General features: G+C 41.5%; 18 protein-coding genes and 1 pseudogene. 7 read left to right on the top strand and 12 right to left on the bottom strand.

What is annotated here, in order from left to right; all coding sequences use genetic code 11:
- Positions 1–59 precede the first annotated feature (59 nt).
- Positions 60–701 (top strand): histidine phosphatase family protein, encoded by a 642-nt coding sequence (locus AC5FEC_RS00585; RefSeq protein WP_493660942.1) that lies wholly within the window; start codon positions 60–62, stop codon positions 699–701.
- A gap of 94 nt (positions 702–795) precedes the next feature.
- A complete protein-coding gene (lysS, locus tag AC5FEC_RS00580; RefSeq protein ID WP_234550025.1) occupies positions 796–2,286 on the top strand; it encodes a lysine--tRNA ligase in 1,491 nt (496 codons plus the stop codon).
- A 243-nt stretch (positions 2,287–2,529) separates the two neighbouring features.
- On the opposite strand, the gene AC5FEC_RS00575 is transcribed toward lysS, so the two are convergent.
- Genes AC5FEC_RS00575 through AC5FEC_RS00565 form a run of 3 tightly spaced genes read right to left on the bottom strand, consistent with a single transcriptional unit; the run spans position 2,530 to position 5,622 of the window.
- A complete protein-coding gene (locus tag AC5FEC_RS00575; RefSeq protein ID WP_493660941.1) occupies positions 2,530–3,786 on the bottom strand; it encodes an ABC transporter permease in 1,257 nt (418 codons plus the stop codon).
- Positions 3,786–4,484 (bottom strand): ABC transporter ATP-binding protein, encoded by a 699-nt coding sequence (locus AC5FEC_RS00570; protein ID WP_493660940.1) that lies wholly within the window; start codon positions 4,482–4,484, stop codon positions 3,786–3,788. The genes AC5FEC_RS00575 and AC5FEC_RS00570 overlap by 1 nt, the downstream gene beginning before the upstream one ends.
- Complete coding sequence (locus AC5FEC_RS00565) at positions 4,468–5,622, bottom strand: efflux RND transporter periplasmic adaptor subunit (RefSeq protein ID WP_062199524.1); 1,155 nt, start codon at positions 5,620–5,622, stop codon at positions 4,468–4,470. The genes AC5FEC_RS00570 and AC5FEC_RS00565 overlap by 17 nt, the downstream gene beginning before the upstream one ends.
- Before the next feature lie 210 nt (positions 5,623–5,832).
- Here AC5FEC_RS00565 and gorA point away from each other — a divergent pair, with 210 nt between their 5' ends.
- Positions 5,833–7,182, top strand: a complete 1,350-nt coding sequence (gorA, locus tag AC5FEC_RS00560; RefSeq protein WP_493660939.1) for a glutathione-disulfide reductase — start codon at positions 5,833–5,835, stop codon at positions 7,180–7,182.
- A 520-nt stretch (positions 7,183–7,702) separates the two neighbouring features.
- Here gorA and AC5FEC_RS00555 read toward each other — a convergent pair.
- Positions 7,703–8,845: a 5-methyltetrahydropteroyltriglutamate--homocysteine S-methyltransferase gene (locus AC5FEC_RS00555; protein WP_493660938.1), complete on the bottom strand. Its 1,143-nt coding sequence runs from the start codon at positions 8,843–8,845 to the stop codon at positions 7,703–7,705.
- A 443-nt stretch (positions 8,846–9,288) separates the two neighbouring features.
- Between AC5FEC_RS00555 and AC5FEC_RS00550 the strand changes: the two genes are divergently transcribed.
- Complete coding sequence (locus AC5FEC_RS00550; RefSeq protein WP_493660937.1) at positions 9,289–9,837, top strand: biotin transporter BioY; 549 nt, start codon at positions 9,289–9,291, stop codon at positions 9,835–9,837.
- A 9-nt stretch (positions 9,838–9,846) separates the two neighbouring features.
- Here AC5FEC_RS00550 and AC5FEC_RS00545 read toward each other — a convergent pair whose 3' ends face one another.
- Entirely contained in the window at positions 9,847–10,062 is a 216-nt protein-coding gene (locus AC5FEC_RS00545; RefSeq protein WP_234550019.1) for a YdbC family protein, read from the bottom strand.
- Positions 10,063–10,151: 89 nt separating this feature from the next.
- Here AC5FEC_RS00545 and AC5FEC_RS00540 point away from each other — a divergent pair, with 89 nt between their 5' ends.
- Entirely contained in the window at positions 10,152–10,508 is a 357-nt protein-coding gene (locus AC5FEC_RS00540; RefSeq protein ID WP_493660936.1) for a hypothetical protein, read from the top strand.
- A 277-nt stretch (positions 10,509–10,785) separates the two neighbouring features.
- On the opposite strand, the gene AC5FEC_RS00535 is transcribed toward AC5FEC_RS00540, so the two are convergent.
- A complete protein-coding gene (locus AC5FEC_RS00535; protein ID WP_493660935.1) occupies positions 10,786–12,072 on the bottom strand; it encodes a peptidase U32 family protein in 1,287 nt (428 codons plus the stop codon).
- A gap of 159 nt (positions 12,073–12,231) precedes the next feature.
- Entirely contained in the window at positions 12,232–13,161 is a 930-nt protein-coding gene (locus AC5FEC_RS00530; RefSeq protein WP_037616830.1) for a peptidase U32 family protein, read from the bottom strand.
- A gap of 129 nt (positions 13,162–13,290) precedes the next feature.
- Between AC5FEC_RS00530 and AC5FEC_RS00525 the strand changes: the two genes are divergently transcribed.
- Positions 13,291–13,590, top strand: coding sequence for a DUF3270 family protein (locus AC5FEC_RS00525; RefSeq protein ID WP_217472391.1), 300 nt, complete (start codon positions 13,291–13,293; stop codon positions 13,588–13,590).
- Positions 13,591–13,782: 192 nt separating this feature from the next.
- On the opposite strand, the gene AC5FEC_RS00520 is transcribed toward AC5FEC_RS00525, so the two are convergent.
- The 5 genes from AC5FEC_RS00520 to hprK form a co-directional block, all read right to left on the bottom strand.
- A complete protein-coding gene (locus AC5FEC_RS00520; protein ID WP_493660934.1) occupies positions 13,783–14,592 on the bottom strand; it encodes a C39 family peptidase in 810 nt (269 codons plus the stop codon).
- 80 nt (positions 14,593–14,672) lie between these two features.
- On the bottom strand, positions 14,673–15,122 hold the full coding sequence (locus AC5FEC_RS00515; RefSeq protein WP_234550014.1) for a YtxH domain-containing protein: 450 nt from the start codon (positions 15,120–15,122) through the stop codon (positions 14,673–14,675).
- A gap of 15 nt (positions 15,123–15,137) precedes the next feature.
- Positions 15,138–15,533: a DUF948 domain-containing protein gene (locus AC5FEC_RS00510; protein ID WP_037616837.1), complete on the bottom strand. Its 396-nt coding sequence runs from the start codon at positions 15,531–15,533 to the stop codon at positions 15,138–15,140.
- Between the two features lie 12 nt (positions 15,534–15,545).
- Positions 15,546–16,325: a prolipoprotein diacylglyceryl transferase gene (lgt, locus tag AC5FEC_RS00505; protein WP_493660933.1), complete on the bottom strand. Its 780-nt coding sequence runs from the start codon at positions 16,323–16,325 to the stop codon at positions 15,546–15,548.
- Complete coding sequence (hprK, locus tag AC5FEC_RS00500) at positions 16,318–17,253, bottom strand: HPr(Ser) kinase/phosphatase (protein WP_493660932.1); 936 nt, start codon at positions 17,251–17,253, stop codon at positions 16,318–16,320. Before hprK ends, lgt begins: the two co-directional genes overlap by 8 nt.
- Before the next feature lie 141 nt (positions 17,254–17,394).
- On the opposite strand from hprK, the pseudogene AC5FEC_RS00495 reads away from it, so the two are divergent.
- Positions 17,395–17,682 (top strand): annotated as a pseudogene (locus AC5FEC_RS00495) (phosphoesterase); the annotation flags it as partial.
- Positions 17,683–17,767: the final 85 nt, after the last annotated feature.

Genomic DNA, 17,767 nt, shown 5'->3' with positions numbered 1-17,767 from the left:
ACATTTCAGTTTATTATAGATTTATATGTATATGAAATAGAGCGAGGCATTGATCTTATATGAAACTATATTTTATCAGACATGGAAGAACTGAATGGAATTTAGAAATGCGTTTCCAAGGCGCAAACGGAGACTCCCCTTTGCTGCAAACAGCTATTGACGAATTGCACACACTGGGAAAGCATTTATCCGATACTCATTTTAATAAGATTTACAGCAGTGACCTGCCTAGAGCCCTTCATTCCGCTAAAATCATTCAGCAGGAAAACCATTTTGCGCCGGACCTTATTCCCATTTCAGAGCTAAGAGAATGGGGGCTTGGCAAACTGGAAGGCGCGAAAATTGCTGCTACTGAAGCCGCTTATCCTCAGCAGATGTGGGCATTCCGCCACAATTTAGCCCAGTTCGACCACAATCTATTTGGTGCTGAGTCCGTTTACCAGACCACTCACCGTACCACTTCTTTCATCAAAACACTGAAAGAAAAGAATTATCAGAAAGTTTTGATCGTCGGTCACGGAGCTAACTTAACTGCTAGCATTCGTACGCTGCTGGGTTATGAAATCTCCCTTCTCCGTAAGGACGGCGGATTGGCCAATGCTAGCGTCACCATTCTAGAAACAGATGACTTTGACTCTTTTAAATTGATTACTTGGAATAACTTAGATTATTTAGTTGAAGATAAGACTGCGAACCTTTAAAAATCGCAGTTTTTTCTATTTTTATAGATAATTATTGCTGAATTTCCTTCTAGTTTATGATAAAATAGGAAGGAAAGCCCTTAGGAGGAAGAAAATGACTACTGAACATATTGAAGAATTAAATGACCAGCAGATTATTCGTCGTGAAAAAATGGCTGCGCTGGCTGAGCAAGGGATTGACCCTTTCGGAAAACGTTTTGAACGCACTGCTAATTCTGCTCAACTCAAAGAAAAATATAGCGACAAATCCAAAGAAGAATTACATGAATTGAGCCAAACTGCAACTATCGCTGGCCGTCTCATGACCAAACGCGGAAAAGGTAAAGTTGGCTTTGCCCACATCCAAGACCGTGAAGGCCAAATCCAAATTTACGTTCGTAAGGATGAAGTCGGTGAAGAAAACTATGAGATTTTCAAAAAAGCAGATCTTGGTGACTTCTTAGGTGTCGAGGGTGAAGTGATGCGGACCGATATGGGAGAACTCTCTATCAAAGCAACGCATATTACTCACCTTTCAAAAGCCCTGCGCCCCCTTCCTGAAAAATTCCACGGCCTGACAGATGTCGAAACCATCTACCGCAAACGTTATTTGGACTTGATTTCCAACCGTGAGAGCTTTGAGCGCTTTGTCACTCGCTCAAGAATTATCTCAGAAATCCGCCGTTATCTTGACGGTCAAGGTTTCCTCGAAGTTGAAACACCTGTTCTCCACAATGAAGCTGGTGGTGCTGCTGCTCGTCCGTTCATTACTCACCACAATGCTCAAAACATTGACATGGTGCTACGGATTGCGACTGAGCTTCACTTGAAACGTCTCATCGTCGGCGGTATGGAGCGCGTCTATGAGATTGGTCGTATCTTCCGTAACGAAGGTATGGATGCCACTCATAACCCTGAGTTCACTTCTATCGAAGTTTACCAAGCCTATGCAGACTTCCAAGACATCATGGACTTGACCGAAGGCATTATCCAACATGCAGCGATTTCTGTAAATGGCGACGGGCCTGTCAACTATCAGGGCACTGAAATCAAGATTAACGAGCCTTTCAAACGGGTTCACATGGTGGATGCTATCAAGGAAATCACTGGCGTAGACTTCTGGCAAGATATGAGCTTTGAAGAAGCTGCTGCCTTGGCTAAGGAAAAGAAAGTTCCGCTTGAACAGCACTTCACCGAAGTAGGTCATGTCATCAATGCTTTCTTTGAAGAATTTGTCGAAGAAACCTTGATTCAACCAACCTTTATCTATGGTCACCCTGTTGCCGTGTCACCTCTGGCTAAGAAAAACCCAGAAGACCCACGCTTCACAGACCGTTTCGAACTCTTCATCATGACCAAAGAATATGCCAACGCCTTCACCGAGTTGAACGATCCAATCGATCAATTATCGCGTTTTGAAGCACAAGCCAAAGCCAAAGAACTGGGTGATGACGAAGCAACTGGTATCGACTATGACTATGTTGAAGCCTTGGAATACGGTATGCCACCAACTGGAGGTCTCGGAATCGGTATCGACCGTCTCGTCATGTTGCTGACAGATGTGACTACCATTCGCGATGTATTGCTTTTCCCGACTATGAAGTAATCTAAAATTTACATAGATTGTAACAAAGTAAAGAGTCTGGGACAAAAGTCCGACCTCAAATATAAAAAGCGAACAAAACTAGTTTTCTGGTAATCAGAATTCTGCTTTGTTCGCTTTTTGCATTTAATTATAGATTTGAAGGGCTTAATAATTAAGATTTTTAAAAATTGAAATCTTTTTGTCCCAGCCTCTTTGTTTATTTTACATCACAAAAAAGTCTGGGGAACCAGACTTTTGATTACATTATTCATATCTCAGCGCTTCAATCGGATCTAATTTAGATGCTTTATTGGCTGGCAGGATACCGAAGATGATCCCAACCATAGCTGAAAAAATCAAGCTTCCAACAGCGGCAGTAGCAGAGACAACTGGTGGCCCTCCGAATACATCTTCTGGGACGACTGCAGCCAGCAAGGCATTAATCCCATAGGCAAGGCCAAGGCCAAGTAGACCACCGATAAGGGTCAATACCATGGATTCAATCAAGAACTGTGTTAAGATATTTCCACGTGTTGCTCCAAGAGCCTTACGTAGACCAATCTCACGAGTTCGCTCTGTGACCGATACCAGCATGATATTCATCACACCGATACCACCAACAAAGAGAGAAATTCCAGCGATGGCTCCGATCACACCGGTCATGGTTCCAGTAATTTGCTTGTATTGTTCCAGCATACTGTCCATATTTAGGATTTGATATTCTCCTTGACGAGCTCCTGACAGATTAGTCAGTTCTTTTGCAGCTTCTACGCCAACTTCGTTGATCCGGTCAACTTCTGGCACATAGACATAGACAGTTGAGATTTCATCTGTCTGAAACTCAGAAGCTACCTGTGTATTGGCCATCAGAGCGCTCCCTGAGCTCATACTCATACTTTGACCAGCATTGGGATCTTTATAAACACCGACAACTCGGTAATTGCTTTCCCCAACTGAAATCACCTTGTTTAAGGCTTCTGCACTACTTCCAAACAGGCTGTTCGCCACTGTTTCATCGATCATCATCACATTAGAAAAACTTTGATAGTCACTAGGCAGGAGAGTCCGTCCAGCTAAAATCTCATATTTTCTAATTTTGAAGAAAGTAGCATTCACACCCGTAATGTTGACCTTATCAGACTTCTTGTTTTGATAAGAAAAATCAGCTGTCGAACCATTGGTCACATAATAACCCTTGACTCCATCAATCTTCAGTAGTTCCTTGACCCAAGACTCTTGGACAACAGGTGGTTCTTCTAGTATCTCACTATCTGCATCTGGACCACCACCGGGATTCATAAAGTTGACTCCCATCGTATAATTACTTTTAGTAGGAGAATAAAGCAAGCTCACATACTGTTGTTCTTTGGTGATACTTTTGGTAACTCCCTGTTGCATCCCATTTCCCAGTGCTAAGATAACGACAACAGACGCAACCCCGATGATAATCCCAATCATGGTCAGAAAAGCCCGCATCTTATGCCCAAGAATGGAACTAATGGCAAATTTAAAATTTTGCATTAATCCAATTCCTCCTTCTTAGCACTATCTGAAGAAATCACCCCATCCCGAATGACAATCTGCCGCTTGGCATAGGCTGCAATTTCAGGCTCATGGGTAACCATGATGATGGTCTTGCCTTCCTCGTTTAACTCTGTCAAAAATTCCATAATCTGCTCACCAGTCTTGGTATCCAAAGCCCCTGTCGGTTCATCTGCAAGAATAATGGAGGGATTGTTGACCAGAGCACGCGCAATAGCCACCCGCTGCTTTTGTCCTCCGGAAAGTTCTGAGGGAAGATGGAGCATCCGCGACTCCAACTCAACCTTTTTGAGAAATTGTTCTGCCAAGGCCTTCCGCTTAGACTGAGAAACACCCGCATAGATCAGCGGCAGCTCAACATTCTGCAGAGCATTCAGTTTAGACAAGAGAAAGAACTGCTGGAAAACAAAACCGATTTTATTATTGCGGACCTTGGCTAGCTTTTTATCTCCAAGTTTCGCTACTTCTTTGTTTCCCAAATAATATTCACCACTTGTCGGACGATCCAGCATACCAATGATATTCATCAGAGTCGATTTCCCAGAGCCAGAAGGTCCCATGATGGCAACGAATTCTCCTTCTTCCACTTCCAAATTGATATCTTTCAAAACCCGAAGTTCTTGATCACCATTTCGATAGCCTTTATTTATATTCTTTAAATCAATTAGCTTCTTCATAAGATTTCACCTCTTGACCATCTTTTAAGCTATCTGTTGGATTGGTGATAACTTTACTGTCTTTTGTCAAACCAGATGAGATTTCTTGATTTTCAGCATCAGCATTCCCGAGAGTTACTTCTGCTTTCTTGGCAACTCCTTTTTCCAGCGTCCAAACATAGTTTTTGTCTCCGTCTGGTACCACACTGCTGACTGGCACAAGAATGCCTCGAGTATTGTTTTTAACTTCAATATTGACAGAGAAACCTTGTTTGAGCTCTCCGATTTCACTAGTAATATCTATCGTAAATGGGTATTTTGCACCAGATGCTGGCGCTGCTCCACCTGCTCCAGACGCTGCTTGTTGACCATCTTTTGGATAATTGGAGATAAAGCTGATTTTACCTGTCCATTTTTTGTCAGGGTAAACTTTTGATGTAATGGTTACTTCCTGACCAACAGACAAATTAGCAAGATTGTATTCAGAAAGTTCTCCTTTAATTTGCAGATTTTCATTGCTGACAATATGAACAAGTGTTTGATTGCTGCCCGTTGTAGATTTGGAAACATCTCTATTTACTTCAACAACGGTACCTTCTGCTGTACTTGTTACGGTAGTTGCTTCAAGTAGGGCATAAGCTTTATTCATACTGTCAACCGCATCAGCCCGCGCATCACGCAGGTCAGCAAGCTGTGAGTCGACTGAGCGTTGAGCAGAAGCTGCTGATTTATCATCTGCTTCTTCGTCTCCCGTTGATGATACAGAGACTCCATTTGTCTGTAGGTCATAAATCTGACGATCAACTTTATTGACAGCACGAACTGCTGTATCATAGGCAACCTGAGCTTCTGTACTCTTGTACTGAACCAAAGCCTGACCAACTGACACTTGATCCCCCACATTTACTAAGACACTCTCTAAATCTCCCTTGGTCCCATCATAGTAAACATACTGTTCTCCATTGGCAGTCACATTTCCTGTCAATAAAACAGATGAAGCAACAGAACCTTCTTTGACTTTTTGGACGATTGGAGTTGATTCTACTTCTGGTGTCGAAGCATTGTTTCCACTAAACCACATAAAGAAAATGGCCACTAAAACAATTGTAACGGCAGTTCCAATAATGCTAAATATCTGCCATTTTTTTAACTTTTTCATCTTTTTTCTTCCTCCTGATGAAAACGAATTTTTCTTTTTTATATTATATCATAACTATATTTTATTTTTTTCACAAAAAACTTTGAAAATCTTAAAGGTATTTTAATTCCTGTTCTGTAATGCTCTTCACCTCTCGTAGCAGATTTTTGCATTCACTTTCTAAAAAAGGTACAATTACCTCATATTGATTAAAGGAGCTTATATCTAACTATGAAAGAATTCGATATTATTGCTATTGGCGGTGGCAGCGGCGGAATTGCTACCATGAATCGTGCTGGCGAGCATGGCGCCAAAGCTGCTGTCATTGAAGAAAAGAAATTAGGGGGAACCTGTGTCAATGTCGGTTGTGTCCCTAAAAAAATCATGTGGTACGGTGCCCAGATTGCTGAGGCCATCCAACACTATGGACCAGACTATGGCTTTACTTCAGAAAATCAGCACTTTGACTTTGCTACCTTACGAAAAAACCGTGAAGCCTACATTGATCGCGCTCGCTCATCCTACGATGGGAGTTTTAAACGAAACGGCGTTGAACTGATTGAAGGTCGCGCTCATTTTGTTGACAAGCACACAGTCGAAGTCAATGGAGAGCTGATTCGCGCCAAACACATCGTTATTGCAACAGGTGCTCATGCAGCCATTCCACAGATTCCTGGTGCAGAATACGGCGAGACTTCCGATGATGTTTTTGCTTGGGAAGAACTTCCCAAGTCTGTTGCCGTTGTCGGAGCAGGCTATATCGCAGTGGAACTTGCTGGTGTCCTCCATACTCTAGGTGTCAAGACGGATCTCTTTGTCCGTCGCGACCGTCCCCTCCGTAATTTCGATAGCTATCTGATTGACGGATTGGTGGCAGAGATGGAAAAATCTGGTCCAAGTCTTCATGCTCACAGGATACCCGAACGAGTGGAAAAACTGGCTGATGGCCAGCTGAAAATCCACTTCCAAGACGGGAGCAACCACACAGCAGAGCATATCATCTGGGCTATTGGGCGTAAGCCAAATGTCCAAGACCTCAATCTTGATGTTGCAGGGGTTACCCTAAATGACCGAGGCTTCATCGCTGTGGATGAATACCAAAATACTGTCGTACCTGGCATCTATGCCTTGGGCGATGTGACGGGCGAAAAAGAGCTGACACCGGTAGCAATCAAGGCTGGCCGCACCCTATCTGAGCGCCTCTTTAACGGCAAGACAGATGCCAAGATGGACTATACTATTATTCCAACTGTGGTCTTCTCCCATCCCGCTATTGGGACAGTTGGTTTGACTGAGGAAGAAGCAATTCGGAACTACGGCATTGAAAATATCCATATCTACACCTCTAGCTTTACCTCTATGTACTCAGCTGTCACCCAGCACCGCCAGCAGGCCAAGTTTAAGCTTATCACTGCTGGTCACGATGAAAAAGTTGTCGGCCTCCACGGCATTGGCTATGGCGTAGATGAAATGATTCAGGGCTTTGCCGTAGCTATCAAGATGGGAGCCACCAAGGCTGACTTTGACGCCACCGTTGCCATCCATCCGACCGGATCCGAAGAATTTGTCACCATGCGATAATACTGATGAGAACCTGAAACAAGATCAGCTTAGTTAAACATTTATATTATACTGAACTAATGACGCAGTAGCTGATTGACTTCTTCACTCACCTTTCAAGATTCGAGGAATTCTTAATCAGGCTTGGAGGTAGAATAATAAACTGATTTTATAAAAATTTAGTTCTATCCCACTCCCTTTTCTCCTTTCTAAGGCTCATTATTATCATAAAATAAACAAGAGAATGTAACCATAACTTATTCTTTCATTTTTAATTTTTATCTTACATTTTTGTAAGAAAGAGCTCATTATAAAATCTGAATAAGGTTAAAGAGAGAAAGCTAGGTTTGTTCTTTGATTTCTTTGTCTATGCTAAACGAAAAATTTCAATTATTATTCAAAAGCTTCTCAATTACTTCTAAAATAATTTACAGTTGAGCTTATTGGGATCCAAAATTATCGTCGTATATCTGCCCGTTTTAAGAAAAAGAGCGGGAAAACCTTCAAACAGGTCTTTCCCGCTTTCTCATATTCAGCCAGTTTACTCGCCCCAGACTTCTTTGACGATGTCAGAAATCAGCGCAATCTTCTCCCATTGATTTTCTTCGGTCAGGATATTGCCTTCCTCAGTAGAGGCAAATCCGCACTGAGTAGACAAATACAAGTTTTCCAGTGGAACATACTGACTAGCTTCCTTGATTCGGGCAATGACAGCCTCTTTGTCTTCCAGCTGACCACTCTTAGAAGTCAAGAGCCCTAGAACCACCTTCTTGCCTGGTGTTACCTTAGCCAGAGGCTCGAAGCCGCCAGCCCGCTCTGTATCAAATTCTAAGAAATAAGCATTAACTGCTTCTTTTTCAAAGAGTTCCTCAGCAATTGGAGCATAGCCGCCTGAAGATGCCCAAGTTGAATGGTAATTTCCTCGGCAGACATGAGTGTTGACTGTCAGATTAGTCGGTACATTTTCATAGACATCGTTATTAAGAGTTAAGAAAAGATTGGCCAATTCTTCGCGGACTTGGTCTTTCGTCTTACCCTGAGCTGCTCCCCAAGCGGATAGGAAATTGTCATCTACCAAGACACCCCAAGTACAATCATCCACTTGCAGAGTTTCGAGTCCAGCTTCCACCAAGTCTTGAATAACCTGCAGATAGGCCGTCTTAATATCCTCACGCAGCTGGTCAAAATCAGGGTAAATCTCATTCAGTTTTTCTACATGCTCAGCATCGCGAATCAGTTCAAAATAAAACTGAGCCGGCGCTGGAATGGTATATTTAGCTTCTACTTGGTCATTATCCGCTACCAAATCCCGCAAAAACTGATAATGTTGGACAAAAGGATGTTTTTCCCCAGAAATCTTGCCAGCTATCAGAGCCGAATCGGCTTTAGTTGTTTCCCCGTGGAAATGATAGCCTTCTGCAGCTTGGACATGGTCAATCCCCTGGAAACCCCAGAAAAAGTCCAAATGCCAATAGGCCCGACGGAATTCCCCATCTGTTACGCTTTTTAGCCCCGCCTTTACTTCCTTCGCGACCAAATCACGGATAGCCCGATCCTCAACTGCTGTCAGCTCTTCTTGACTAATCTTGCCTTCTGCGAAAGCCTCACGTGCCTTCACCAATTCTTGAGGACGAAGAAAGGAACCAACATGATCTACTCTGAAAGGTGCGTGTGTATGTGTCATAAAAATTACCTCTGCTTTACTAATTTAATCCTTGTTATAACTTTTAGATTCGTTATTGGATAAGAATTATTATATCAGTCAAGTGCCTAGTATTCAACATTTTATGGTGCTTTTAGATAATCTCATTTCATTGATCTAACTATAGTTTAAAACTATATCAATCTTCTTTCCTTTCTGCTATTCAAGAAGAAGTATTTTTGATATGATAGTAAAAAATAATAAAAGAAGGGGGATTGGAAATGAGCAAAACGAAAAAATTATTAGCAGCTCTAGGGATTATTTTCTTTAATATTTTTGGCCTAATTGCCTTTATCTTTCTCCTCATTCGGAGTCGTAAAAAGCGTAAATAGCCTCTCAACTGTCTAGTCTGATTTAAAAAGACTTGACTTTTTTTTATTTTGTTTTAAAATAGTTACCATATTTTAAAAAAGAGGTTTACTATTATGAACAAATCCTTTTCATTCATTCTCCCTGCTATCGGTGCTGCCTTATTGGCTGTGCTGTCTCAGCTTAGTTTCTCCATTGGACCGATTCCCATTACTCTACAGACCTTTGCTGTCGGCCTGATTGCAACCATCTTTGAGCGCCGCGAAGCTCTCTTAGCTGTTTTCTTATATTTGCTTCTCGGAGCTATTGGATTGCCGGTTTTTGCTGGCGGAAGTGGAGGCTTTCAAGCACTTCTTGGGCCAAGTGCAGGTTATCTTTGGGCTTATCTGCTCTTTGCACTGGTCACTTCCAGTCTAACGGGCAAAGATAGTAAATTTTACACGGTCTTTTTAGCTAACCTACTCGGAGATACTCTGGTCTTTGTTGGTGGAATTATCGGACTTCATTTTCTAGCTCAGATGAATTTTGCTCAAGCGATTTCCGTTGGTGTGACACCTTTCATTCTTCCTGATCTTTTAAAAATTCTAGCAATTACCCTAATTAGCATTCCTATTTTTAAAAGTCTAGCCTTTCATCCCTATTTTTCAAACAATAAAAACAGATAGACTCAAAGTCTATCCGTTTTTAAATGCATCTAAAAGAACTTGAAATTCTTCGTTAGAAAGGGTAATGCCCTTGCCCATCTTGCTATGATCAGGACTCCAAGTTCGGATATCGTACTTGGCAGGTGCACCGTTAAAGCTTACGCGGTTGAGCTCCTTGGTCCAGCCTTTATCATTTTCTGATAAAACGAGCAATTTTTCCTCGATTTCAAATTTAAAATCAGCCATATTTCACCTCTTTTTTACTTTCTATCTCATTATTCGTAAAAGATTTTACTTTTTGAATTATTTTATTATATAATATATTGTAACAAGTTATGGAGATTTTAGCTATGAAAAAATATCTCGAAATGATTTTGCAAAAAACCAATGAATTTATCAACTATAAAAAAACGGATAAAGAAGAGGAAGACAACAGTCATATTCTGCGTACGATTGACTTGGCCCTGCGAAAAAATTCTGGTGTCCATGTTATTTTTCTGGATAAGAATTTTACCGGCGATATTGTCAAATATGACCGTGACCGCCAACAATTAATTGTCAAGAATTTCAAAAAAAGTATGACAACCATCATCCGTGTACCTGATATCCAGCGTATCAGTCTTGTGCCAAATAATATCCGTGAAGCCCAGAAAAAAGATATTCAGCTCGAAAGTCGCAAATTCAAAAAATAAGAGTCTGGGACAAAAAGATTTCAATTTTTAAAAATCTTAATTATTAAGCCCTTCAAATCTATAATTAAATGCGAAAAGCGAACAAAGCAGAATTCTGATTACCAGAAAACTAGTTTTGTTCGCTTTTTATATTTGAGGTCGGACTTTTGTCTCAGACTCTTTTATTTTTTAAAGCCAATGGCAGAATTTATAGAATAACTACTTCTGCTATCAGTTCGCATCCACCATGTAGGCAAATCTGACTTAAGCAGCAAATTCGTCCAGATTTCGCTCCGAATTAAGCCCGAACAGTCACACTACTGCCATCTTCTTTATACAGATTGATTAAGCCTTCCTTGCGGGCACGGACCATATCACCAGGTTGGACTGGCTGCGGAACGGTAATCGTCAGCAATTCCATTGGATTTGGTGCGCGGTCAATCTTATTGCCCTGATCATCATGGAGGTCGGTAATATAGGTTTCAAAATGCCGGAAACCAGGTCCGTAGAATTCTACCTGATCGCCTTCATGGATAACATTCCGCTGGCGAATGGTCGCAGTTTGAGTGGCCTCATCATAAGCAACCACTTCTGCTACAAATTTGTATTCTGGAATCTTACGGCGAGCTCCGAAAAGCTGCTCGTTCTCTGTTGGCGTATGATAGTAAAAACCAGTTGCCAGCTCACGTTGGGCTACTTTCCACATTTCATCTACCAAATCTTGCTTAATAGATTCAAACTTTTCTGGACTTTCCAAATAAGCATCCACAGCCGCTTTGTAGCAGTTAGTCACCGTCGAAACATAGTGAATGGACTTCATCCGGCCTTCAATTTTCAAACTATCGACACCGTTTTCAATCATATCAGGAATCCGGTCAATCATGGACATATCAACCGCAGACATGGAGAATTCCTCTGGAACTGCTCCCTGTAAACTCTTGCGTTCTTGACCAAAAGGCATATCGTAAAGTTCATATTTCCAGCGACAAGATTGCGAGCAGCCACCACGGTTAGCGTCACGCATACTCATGTGATTGGAAAGGGTACAACGGCCAGAGTAAGAAATACACATGGCCCCGTGAACGAAAGCTTCAATTTCAACATCTGTACGCTTGCGAATCTCAGCTAGCTCGGCCATAGAAACCTCACGCGCCAAAACGACCCGTGTCAAACCAAGATTTTTCCAAAATTCAAGCGTTTCATAGTTAGTGGCACTTGCTTGCGTTGACAGATGAATCTCCAGACCAGGCGCTTCTGATGCCGCGATGGCAATCAGGGCTGGGTCAGAAACAATAACAGCTGCAATCCCGATATCCCGCAAACGACGGAACCATTCTCCAGCTCCAGCTTCATTTCCTTCGTGCATGACCATATTAGCTGCTACATAGACCTTGGCACCATACTCAGCCGCAAACTGAACCCCTTCTTCCATTTGCTCAAAAGTGAAGTTTCCCGCACGACTGCGCAAACCATAGGCTTGACCACCAATAAAAACAGCATCTGCCCCATAACGAACAGCTACTTTTAACTTTTCTAACGTACCAGCTGGTGAGAGTACTTCTGGACGTTTTAATTTTTTTGTCATCTTTTCTCCTATTTGCAATATAAAAGTGTTGATGTTTAACCTTATCTATTTTATAGCAATTTACTGCTAAAAGCAAGATAAGCAACTTTATTTTTACAATTCTAATTCCGATATTCGAATTAAATCAAAAAAGCAACTGGACATGCAGTTGCCCTATATTTATTTTACCATATCTGGATCATAATCATAAAAACCAGTATCCAGAAAACGATTCTTCGGATGCAGTTTATGAACCAACTCATCCAGCAAGAAGGCTTGGTCATGGGTAAATTCACCTTTTTCAAGCAAGTCACGGGCTCGGATAAAGAGCTTGACAATCTCGACAAAATTCTGACCTGGCGTATAAAGTCCTTCCAGCTTCCAGTGGGTAAAGCCATGTTCAACTAATTCTCCCAATTTGGTCATCAAATCCAGATCATTATTGGCAAAGATATGCGTACCATGATTGTCTTCAAAAATCGAATAATGACTTTTGGGATCACTTGGCTCTGCTAAGAAAAGGTCCCTTTCTCTGGTCTTTTCATCATCTATATGCGTAAAATTGTAGTAATTTTGCAGGAGAGGTCGCTTCGAATGATGGATAACACTGGCACCGTAAACTAAGATTTCGGCAGGGATTTCCAGAATTTCTGGCATCTTAAAGAGCTCAGCCGATGGGATTTCACGCGCTAAAACCGCTTCAGAGACACCAGCATTTTTGCCCCAAAAGTTGATCTGACGGCTGCTGGTAACCATAGTAGAGGCATCATAAATAGTCTTAAAATTGTAGCCATCACGCTGCAGGACGTAAAAAACACCTGCATCTCCGACTGTAATGTAATCAACCCCAATCTCTTGAAGATAGTCTAAATACGGCTTAATTTTATCCATCATATCTTGGTGCATGAGAGCGTTTACGGCAACTGTCAACTCTTTCCCGTGCTGATGGACTAGAGAAGAAATACGATTTAATTCATCATAAGTGAAATTATGAGGCAATCGAAGACCATAATTTTTTTCACCGACATAAATTCTATCAACTCCTGCCTGTAAGAGTTGCTCAACTTGCTCTACACTTTCAGCTGTAGCTGTAATAATTATCTTTTTCATACCATCTATTATAACAAAAAAATATTTACTAGCTATTCTTAATTCGAATTTAGTCGTTTTGTAATGTTCTTGTAATATTTTAAACAGACAAACATGGTAAAATTATAGAGTACTGAAGGAGAGAGAATTATGCCCGTAAGAAAATACCAACAATATGATGACCCTATTGACTATACCTATCAAGATGAAACTATACAATCCCCACTCTATCAAGAGTATCTACCTGAAGCTGAATCCGATCCAAAGTTAAGTGAATTGTTCTTCTTTTTAAATATTGCTGTTTTCTGCGTTTTAACCGTTTTATTTAGTTTTATATTTTTGACTTTCAAAGTAAATGCTTTTATAGCTTTTGTACTTGCCATCGCAACTAGTTTGTTTGCTATTCAGCTCTATCGAACATTTGCAAAAAAACATTCTGATAAAAATTAATTTATGTCCCTACAATTTTGAAAAGGAGGCTGAGACAAAAAGATTTCAATTTTTAAAAATCTTAATTATTAAGCCCTTCAAATCTATAATTAAATGCAAAAAGCGAACAAAGCAGAATTCTGATTACCAGAAAACTAGTTTTGTTCGCTTTTTATATTTGAGGTCGGACTTTTGTCCCAGCCTCTTTTATATTTACCAAGCATAATTTGGCTCCTGGCAGGCAACCATCGCAGTCAATAACTCTTCTGGACTGACCTTCTTCAACCCTCCATAAACAGGGTCCTGAACCAAATAAGAAGGATCTAGATAATAAACAGCCAGAATATCAGTGCCATCTACCGATAGCTCATACCCTGTTCCCACAACATTGTGCTCTCCCTTGCGGCCTGGATAGAGAAGAGCGTTATTAACTGTATAATACATAGGGTAGCCATCATCAATATTCTTGCGTAAGCGCTCCTTAAAAAGGCGCATATCTTCAGAATTCTTTGCACTACTGCTCACTGTCGCTAGATGGTAACCCGCTTGACCTGCCGGCACTTCCGCATAGCCAAACAGATATTGATTTAAGACACGGACAGCATTGACATTATGGGTACCGAATGTCTCGTCGGTTCCCATCGCTCGCGCCAATTCTTCCTGACTGACATTGACCCCCTTGTAAGCTAAAATCATACTGACAGAAGTCGGTGCACAAGTATTCCAAGCTCTCTGAACCTGCATAGGGACTTCCAAGCATTTTCTGATTGAAAGAGCTGCTTCTTTGCTGGAAGGCTGTGTCTCTTGCTTACCATTTTCACTGCTTTGACTGGGGCTTTCCGACTCTGAGGAAATGGAATTCTGGCTAGTGCTAGATTGCTTAGAACTAGGTTGGCTAGTGCTCGAAGCTTGAGAAGAAGAGGCAGAGCTTCTAGACTGGGGTTTGTCCGAAGATTTCTGCTGGGAACAAGCCAGCAAACAGAATGCCATCCCAAACAAGGCAATCATTTTTAAACTCTTCATATCAATACCTCCTTTTATAAATATGATAACGCTTTCTTCGGAAGAAGTCAAGATAGGCCAGCGGATGCCGACCTATTTTTTTATTTCTCATTCTCTTTTGCTTCTGTTTCTAAATCAATGATGATGTCTTCTGACGGAGTTATTTCCTCTTCTTCAGTTGGCATTTCAAAGACTTCTTCCTCAAAAATTTGCTCTTCTTTTTCAAATTTCTCTTTGATTTCTTGGAATTTGTCCTGTGAGTAGTCTACCACTGATTTAGTTGTGTCTTTTACAGATTCTAACACTGTTCCGGCTGTGATTTCACCTTTTTCGACCTTCTCTTTGGTTTGGTTGATAGTCTTCACAGCTTGGTCAGAAAAATCTTTTACTGACTGGACGACTACCTCATGTGTCTTGTCTGGATTTTCCCGATAATCACTAACAAAATCTTGTACTTTTTCCGTAACTTCTTTTCCCTTTTTACTGGTCAGAAAGTACGCTGCTGCTGCACCAGAAACAGCACCTAACAAAAGTGATGAAATTTTTCCCATAATAAACCTACTTTCTCATTTTTTGAATAATTTTGATGCAAAACGAAGAGCTGTTAAGCCTGCCGTTGTTTTAGCAGTTCCTTTTCCGGCTGCAACAGCCTTCTTGCTCAGTGTGCGAGCCTGATCATTCAAGTCAGATACAGACTCAGACAGATCTGCAACTGCCGTAAATAGCGGGTCAATGGTCGCGACCTTTTGGTTAATGTCATCTGTCAGAACGTTGACCTTGGCCAGTAAATCATTGGTTTGATGCAGAGTTACATTGACATCCGAAGTCAAAACTTTGATGGTATTTTCTGTCTCATCTAGCATTTTCCCAGCCTTATCGCCGAGAGTTTTGACGGTGATTGTCATGTATATTAGAAAGACAATCAATGCGACAGCAACTAAAGTATAAGCAATTTCAAGCATAGTTTTCTCCTCTCATTCTTGATAATAGGGGGCTTGTTTTTTTCTCTGATAAATGATAATGCCCAGGCCCAGTAAAATCAGGGCAACAGACAGCCACTGAGATACACGAACACCTAGGAACATGAGACTGTCGGTCCGCATACCCTCAATAATCATCCGACCAAAGCCGTACCAAATCAAATAAAAGGCTGCCAGCTCTCCCTGACGGAAAAATTTGGACCTACGTCGTAAGATCAGTATCAAGACAAAGCCAAGTAAATTCCAAACGGATTCGTATAAAAAGGTCGGCTGACGATAAGCTCCGTCTATATACATATTATTCCGAATAAAGGATGGCAGGTAGTTGAGATTCTTGACCGCTGCTCCATAGGCTTCTTGGTTAAAGAAATTGCCCCAACGGCCGATACTCTGGGCAATCAGGACACTTGGTGCCGCAATATCCAGAAAATCAACGGGATTGATCAGCCTTCTCTGTGAAAAGAAATAGAGGACTAGGGCGCCGGTCATCAAACCGCCATAGATGGCCAAGCCACCATTCCAAATCTGAAAAATCTCAATCAGAGGCTGCTTGCTATAATAAGACCATTCAAAAATCACATAGTAAAGCCGCGCTCCAAGGATAGCCAAAGGAAAGGCAATCAGGATAAAGTCTATAATATCATCTGGGATCATTTTCTTGCGTGGAGCTTCCTTCATGGCTAAGTAGACTGCTAAAATCAAGCCGCTGACAATACAAAGAGCATACCAACGGATGCTGAAGGGACCTACTGTAAAGGCTACTGGATCAAGCATCTGTCACCTCATTCTGGCTAATCAGATTAGTCAAGCGTTCCTCAAAAATCTTAGTGGCATCAAAGCCCATTTCCTTAGCCCGATAGTTCATCGCTGCCGCTTCAATGACAACGGAAATATTACGCCCAGTCTTAACAGGAATACGGATACGCGGAATACCAACCCCTGCAATTTCCAGTTCCTCGGCGTTATTTCCTAAACGGTCAAATTCTTTATGTGAGTCATAATTTTCCAGATAAACCGCAATCTGAACCTGTGATGAATCCTTGACCGCGCTGGCGCCGTAAAGACTCATGACATCGATAATCCCAACTCCTCGGATTTCCAGAAGATGGCGCAGAATCTCAGCAGGCTCTCCCCAGAGGGTCATCTCATCCTTGGCATAGATGTCCACTCGGTCATCCGCAACCAGACGATGGCCTCGTTTGACAAGTTCAAGGCCAGTCTCGCTCTTACCGATTCCACTGTCCCCCTGTATCAGCACTCCCATACCATAGATATCCATCAGAACCCCATGGACGCTGGTCCGCTCTGCCAAGCGTGAATCCAGATAACTAGATATTTCACCAGATAAGCGACTGGTCGGTGTCTTACTTCTAAGGATAGTAACCTTATTTTCTTCTGCAGCTTGGAGCATTTCCTCGGGAATTTCAAGGTTTCTCGCAATAATAACCACAGGCGTTTCAGGCTGAAACATTTTCAAAAGCACTTGATAACGATTGTGCGAGGTCATCTTCATTAGATAAGACCATTCTTTCATCCCGATTAGCTGAATACGCTCAGGTGTGTAGTAATCAAAATAGCCCGTCATTTCAAGTCCTGGACGAGAAATGTCAGAAGTCTGAATTTCTTTTTCTAAGAGATTTTCATCTCCGTATATCAGATGAAGCCGTACTTTATTTAATAGGTCTTTGACCTTTACAGACATCAGTTTCTCCCTTCAAATCTTTCTTTCTCTATTATAACAAATTTTTGGGGTAAGAGCGGATTTAAGGAGATATTTTCAAAGGGAAATACAGTATTCATGCAATTCAATGCTCAAAAATCAACTAGAAGTCTGCCTACCACTGCCCTGCATTTTGTTCTCTATCAAGACTTTTATTACGACCTTCTCCACCATCGTCACTCTATGTATACAATTGACACCTTCCCCTGCCACCTGCGGCCTCTGGGCTACAGCTGTGAAAGGGATCTGACTCGGAATGGTTTTAATGCCTTTCCTCAGTATAAGATTCCCCAAATGTATCGCCTGCACAAGCGTTATAATGCTGTTAAAGATTTAGTCGAATTTCGAGACTATAAGAAAAAACACCTGGCAGCCGAACTGCGAGATGCTTTAAAAGTGATTGAAATTGAAGTTTTAATAATGAAAACTTTAAATCGTAGCTCTCAGATGACTTGGGAGTTCATTTTTAGTGTTTAAGCAAAAAAGCCATCCGTAG

It is taken from the genome of Streptococcus sp. STC1396 (genome assembly GCF_058933875.1).
Note: the sequence above shows the minus strand (reverse complement) of the source record. Positions and strands in the feature narration are given on the sequence as shown.